The organism is Actinomycetota bacterium, from assembly GCA_036280995.1.
Lineage (GTDB): Bacteria > Actinomycetota > CALGFH01 > CALGFH01 > CALGFH01 > CALGFH01.
This window is the reverse complement of the sequence record DASUPQ010000453.1, coordinates 1-4,304: the sequence shown is the minus strand read 5'-3', so window position 1 is coordinate 4,304 and position 4,304 is coordinate 1. Positions and strand designations below refer to the sequence as shown.

General features: G+C 74.1%; 4 protein-coding genes. All 4 read left to right on the top strand.

Going from position 1 to position 4,304, the window contains the following annotated elements; genetic code table 11:
• On the top strand, positions 1-528 hold a 528-nt coding region (locus VF468_15120; GenBank protein HEX5879624.1), incomplete at its 5' end, for an ABC transporter permease.
• A 2-nt stretch (positions 529-530) separates the two neighbouring features.
• A complete protein-coding gene (locus VF468_15115; GenBank protein ID HEX5879623.1) occupies positions 531-1,601 on the top strand; it encodes an ABC transporter ATP-binding protein in 1,071 nt (356 codons plus the stop codon).
• Positions 1,602-1,648: 47 nt separating this feature from the next.
• Entirely contained in the window at positions 1,649-2,650 is a 1,002-nt protein-coding gene (locus VF468_15110; GenBank protein ID HEX5879622.1) for an ABC transporter ATP-binding protein, read from the top strand.
• A 4-nt stretch (positions 2,651-2,654) separates the two neighbouring features.
• The gene (locus VF468_15105) at positions 2,655-4,301 is read left to right on the top strand and encodes an NAD(P)/FAD-dependent oxidoreductase (GenBank protein ID HEX5879621.1); all 1,647 of its coding nucleotides are present in this window, start codon (positions 2,655-2,657) and stop codon (positions 4,299-4,301) included.
• Positions 4,302-4,304: the final 3 nt, after the last annotated feature.

Genomic DNA, 4,304 nt, shown 5'->3' with positions numbered 1-4,304 from the left:
TGGACCGACTCGCTGCTGATGCGGGTCACCGACTGGTTCCTGGTCATCCCGTTCCTGCCCCTGGCCATCGTCCTGGCCACGGTGCTGGGGCCGTCGCTGGCCAACATCGCCTTCGTCATCGGGATCACCTCCTGGCCGGGCACGGCCAGGATCGTCCGCGCCCAGGCCCTGGCCGTGACCTCGCGGCCCTACATCGAGCGGGCCCGGGCCCTGGGGGCCGGCGACTGGCACCTGATCACCCGCCACATCCTGCCCAACACGGTCCCGCTGATCTTCGCCAACACCGTCCTGATCGTGGCCGTGGCCATCCTGTCCGAGACCACCCTGGCCTTCCTGGGGCTGGGCGACCCGCTGCGGGTCTCCTGGGGCTCGATGCTGGACGCGGCCTTCACCCAGGGGGCGGCCTCGATCGGGGCCTGGTGGTACCTGGTCCCGCCGGGGGTGTGCATCCTGCTGGTGGTGCTGGCCTTCACCATGATCGGCCAGGCGCTGGAGTCCGTCCTCAACCCACGGCTGCGGGGGCGGTGACGATGGCCGTGCTGGAGGTCAACGACCTGACGGTCAGCTACCCGGCCAGGTCAGGCGCGGTGCCGGCGGTGCGCGGGGTCGACCTGACCCTGGAGCCGGGGGACACCCTCGGGCTGGCCGGCGAGTCCGGCTGCGGCAAGTCGACCATGGCCGCGGCCGTGCTGCGCCTGCTGCCCCCGGGGACCAGGACCACCGGCAGCGTGCTGCTGGAGGGCGAGGACGTCCTCACCATGAAGCCGGGCCGGCTGCGGGCGGTCCGCTGGACCGAGGCGGCCATCGTGTTCCAGGGGGCCATGCACGCCCTCAACCCCGTCCGCCGGGTCGGGGACCAGATCGCCGAGGCCATCAACCTCCACGACAAGGTGAGCGACAGGCAGGCCGCGTCCAAGGTCGGCGAGCTGCTGGAGCAGGTCGGCCTGCCCGCCCGCCGGGCGGCCAGCTACCCGCACGAGCTGTCGGGCGGCCAGCGCCAGCGGATGATGATCGCCATGGCCCTGGCCTGCTCGCCCCGGCTGCTGATCGCCGACGAGCCGACCACCGCCCTGGACGTGATGGTCCAGGCCCAGGTGCTGGCCCTGCTCGAGGAGCTGCGGCGCGAGCTCGACCTGGCCCTGCTGCTGATCACCCACGACCTGTCGGTGCTGGCCGCGACCTGCGAGCGGATCGCCGTCATGTACGCCGGCCGGATCGTCGAGGAGGGACCGGCGGCCAAGGTGTTCGACGCCCCCGCCCACCCCTACACCAGGGCCCTGGCCGAGGCGTTCCCGACCATCGGCGACCGCGCCTCGCGCCGCAACCCCCGCGGCCTGGGCGGCGACCCGCCCGACCCGCGGGACCTGCCCAGCGGCTGCGAGTTCCACCCCCGCTGCCCGGTCTCGATCGCCGAGTGCCCGACCATCGACGTGAAGCTGTGGCCGGCGGGGGAGGGCCGCCGGGCGGCCTGCGTCCACGTCCGCGACGGCCACCCCGAGCTGGTCCGCCACAACGGCCCAGCCGGTGGCGGGTACGGTTCATCGCCGGCGGAGGGTGGCCCGGTCGATCATGTGGCCCGGGCCGACGGGGTCGGGCCGTGACCGCGACCCAGCCGGCGGCGCCGGCCTCGCCGACCGCCCAGGGGCCGATCCTGGAGGTGCGCGACCTCCAGGTCCACTTCGGCGCCAGGCGCGGCAAGGGCCCGCCGGCCCGGGCCGTGGACGGGGTCGACCTCCAGGTGCAGCCGGGCGAGATCGTCGCCCTGGCCGGCGAGTCCGGCTGCGGCAAGACGACCCTGGCCCGGGCCATCCTCGGCCTGGTGGAGCCGACCAGCGGCCAGGTCCTGTACCGGGGCAGCCCGATCGGCCGCGGCACGGCCGCCCTCAAGCCCTACCGCCGCGAGGTCCAGCTGGTCCTGCAGGACCCGACCGGGGCCCTGAACCCGCGCCAGTCGGTGTACGAGTCGGTGGCCGAGGGGCTGCGCATCCACGGCGTCAAGGGCGACGAGGAGGCGCTGGTCGAGGAGGCCCTGGCCCGCAGCGGCCTGCGCCCGCCGCGGCGGTTCTTCCTGGCCTACCCCCACGAGCTGTCCGGCGGCCAGCGCCAGCGGGTGGTGATCGCCGGGGCGCTGGCCCTGGAGCCGAGCATGCTGGTCGCCGACGAGCCCGTGTCCAGCCTCGACGCCTCGGTCCGGGGCGAGATCCTGGCCCTGCTGCTCGGCTTGGTCCGCGACCTCGGCCTGTCCATCCTGGTCGTCACCCACGACCTCGGCCTGGCCTGGAACATCGCCGACCGGCTGGCCGTCATGTACCTGGGCCGCATCGTCGAGCAGGGCCCGACCGAGGCCGTGCTGGCCGACCCCCGCCATCCCTACACCCGGGCCCTGCTGTCGGTGGTGCCCGAGGCCCGCCGCCAGGAGACCCAGATCCTCGCCGGCGAGCCGCCCGACCCGACCCGGGTCCCGGACGGCTGCCGCTTCCACCCCCGCTGCCCGGCCCTGGCCTCCGGCGCGGCCGCCGAGGCGGGCGTGGCCGACCGCTGCCTGGCCGAGGCGGTGCCCATCCTGCGCGGGGTGGCCGAGCATCACGCTGCTTGCTTCCTGACTGACGAATCAGTTAAAAAGGAAGGTGGGTCTCGGGCCGGGAGGTAGGCGCATGGAGCAGGGGCGGTACGACGCGATCGTGGTCGGCGGCGGGCACAACGGGCTGGTCGCGGCCGCCTACCTGGCCCGGGCGGGGCACCGGACGCTGGTCTGCGAGGCCCGCGAGGTGGTCGGGGGCGCCGCCGTCACCGAGCGGCCCTTCGGGCCCGACTACAAGGTGACCTCGCTGTCGTACGTGATCAGCCTCATGCCCCAGGGGATCGTGCGCGACCTCGACCTCCACCGCCACGGCTACAAGGTCTACCCCCAGGGCCCCTACTTCGCCCCCCACGCCCGCGGCACCTCCCTCCAGCTCTCCAACGACCCGGTGAAGCGCCGCCAGGAGATCGCCAAGTTCTCGGGCCGCGACGCCGACGCCGAGGAGCGCTGGGACGCCTGGATGGCCGGCCTGGCCGACGTGCTCGGGCCGCTGCTGTCGGCCATCCCGCCCAAGGTCGGCTCCCGGCGCCCCGCCGACCTGGCCTCCCAGGCCCAGCTGGTGTGGCGGCTGCGCGGCCTCGACACCCGCAAGGCGGCCGACGTCACCCGGCTGTTCACCCTGAGCATCGCCGACCTGCTGGAGGAGTTCTTCGAGTCGCCCGAGCTCCAGGCCGTCCACGCCGTCAGCGGCGTCATCGGCACCTGGGCCGGCCCCCGCGCCCCCGGGACCGCGTACGTGATGGCCCACCACCACATCGGCGACGTCGGCGACGGCCACCTGGGCAGCTGGGGCTTTGCCGAGGGCGGCATGGGCGGGGTCAGCAACGCCATGGCCGCCGCCGCCCGCTCCTTCGGGGCCGAGATCCGCACCTCGGCCCCGGTCCGGCGGATCACCGTCCGGGACGGCCGGGCCACCGGGGTCGTCCTGGAAGGCGGCCAGGAGCTGACCGCCGAGGTGGTGGTGGCCGCCACCCACCCCAGGATCACCTTCCTGGAGCAGGTCGACCGGTCCGAGCTGCCCGATGACTTCGTGACCGACATCGAGCGCTGGAAGACCCGCAGCGGCACCGTCAAGGTCAACCTGGCCACAGAGCGGCTGCCCCGCTTCACCTGCCGGCCCGAGTTCGACCCGGAGATCCACGGCGGCACCATCGTCCTCGCCGAGTCGCTCGACGACATGGAAGGCGCCTTCCAGGACGCGGCCGCCGGCCGGCCCTCGGCGCTGCCGTTCGCCGACGTCTGCATCCCCTCGGTGTTCGACAAGACCCTGGCCCCCGAGGGCCACCACATCGTCTCGATGTTCACCCAATGGGTGCCCCACACCTGGGCCGGCAAGCCGATGGACGAGGAGCTGGAGGCGCACGCCGACCGGGTGGTGGCCCGCATGGAGGCGGTCGCCCCCGGGTTCACCGACTCGGTCCTGTTCCGCCAGGTGATCGGCCCCTACCAGATGGAGCACGAGTACGGGCTGGTCGGCGGGAACATCTTCCACGGCGAGCTGTCGGCCAGCCAGCTGTTCCACACCCGCCCGGCCGCCGGCTACGCCGACTACCGCAGCCCCATCCGCGGCCTCTACCAGGCCGGGTCGGCCACCCACGGCGGCGGCGGGGTCACCGGCATCCCCGGCCGCACCGTGGTCCGCCAGATCGAGAAGGACCGCCGCCGGGCCGAGCGCCGGCGCAAGCTGACCCGGGGACTCGGAACCAGGACCAGGAGGTGAGCG